The organism is Acidovorax sp. ST3 (genome assembly GCF_003231145.1).
Lineage (GTDB): Bacteria > Pseudomonadota > Gammaproteobacteria > Burkholderiales > Burkholderiaceae_C > Acidovorax.
This window is the reverse complement of sequence record NZ_QKVP01000033.1, coordinates 1-707: the sequence shown is the minus strand read 5'-3', so window position 1 is coordinate 707 and position 707 is coordinate 1. Positions and strand designations below refer to the sequence as shown.

At 61.1% G+C, this 707-nt stretch carries 2 protein-coding genes; both read right to left on the bottom strand.

The features are described from left to right. Positions 1–501, bottom strand: a 501-nt coding sequence (locus DNK89_RS23370; protein WP_161958977.1) for a pantoate--beta-alanine ligase, incomplete at its 3' end; no start/stop codon positions are given. Further along, the coding region (locus DNK89_RS23365) for a 3-methyl-2-oxobutanoate hydroxymethyltransferase (protein ID WP_203422511.1) at positions 498–707 on the bottom strand (210 nt) is incomplete at its 5' end. The genes DNK89_RS23365 and DNK89_RS23370, both read right to left, overlap by 4 nt.

Genomic DNA, 707 nt, shown 5'->3' with positions numbered 1-707 from the left:
GAGATCTCGACAGAGCTTCTTCACCACACAGAGCTGCTGATAGTCTTTCTCGCCGAAGACCGCGCAGTCGGGCAGGGTCTGCAGGAAAAGCTTGGCAACGACCGTGGCTACACCTTCGAAAAATGTCGGTCGGAAATCGGTTTCCAGTCCAGCCGACGGGCCGCCGATGACCACCTTGGCGTCGAAGCCGTGCGGATACATTTCCGCGGCTGTCGGCGTAAAGGCAAGCTGCACGCCGGCTTCTGCCAGTCGGTCGAGATCAGCGGCGAGCTGGCGCGGATATTTGTCGAGGTCCTCGGTCGGTGCGAACTGCGTCGGGTTGATGAAGATCGACACAACGCAGCGGTCGGCTCGCTCGAGTGCGATGCGTGTCAGGGAGACATGGCCGTCATGCAGGGCGCCCATGGTCGGCACCATGGCAACACTCAGACCCTGCCGGCGCCACTCTCGTACGACGGTGCGCAGATCGGAAACGGTTTCAACAACTTGCGGACGTTTCATGATTCTTTTTCGCCCTTCGATCGAAAGACATGTTCGGGGCCAGGAAACGTGCGTGCATGCACTTCCGAGGCGTAACGGGCGGCAGCGTTCCCCACCGTATCGCGCAAGCTGGCATATTCCTTGACGAATTTCGGCACGCGGTCGACGGTCAGGCCGATCGCGTCATCGACGACGAGAATCTGGCCGTCGCAGGCCACGCTGGCGCC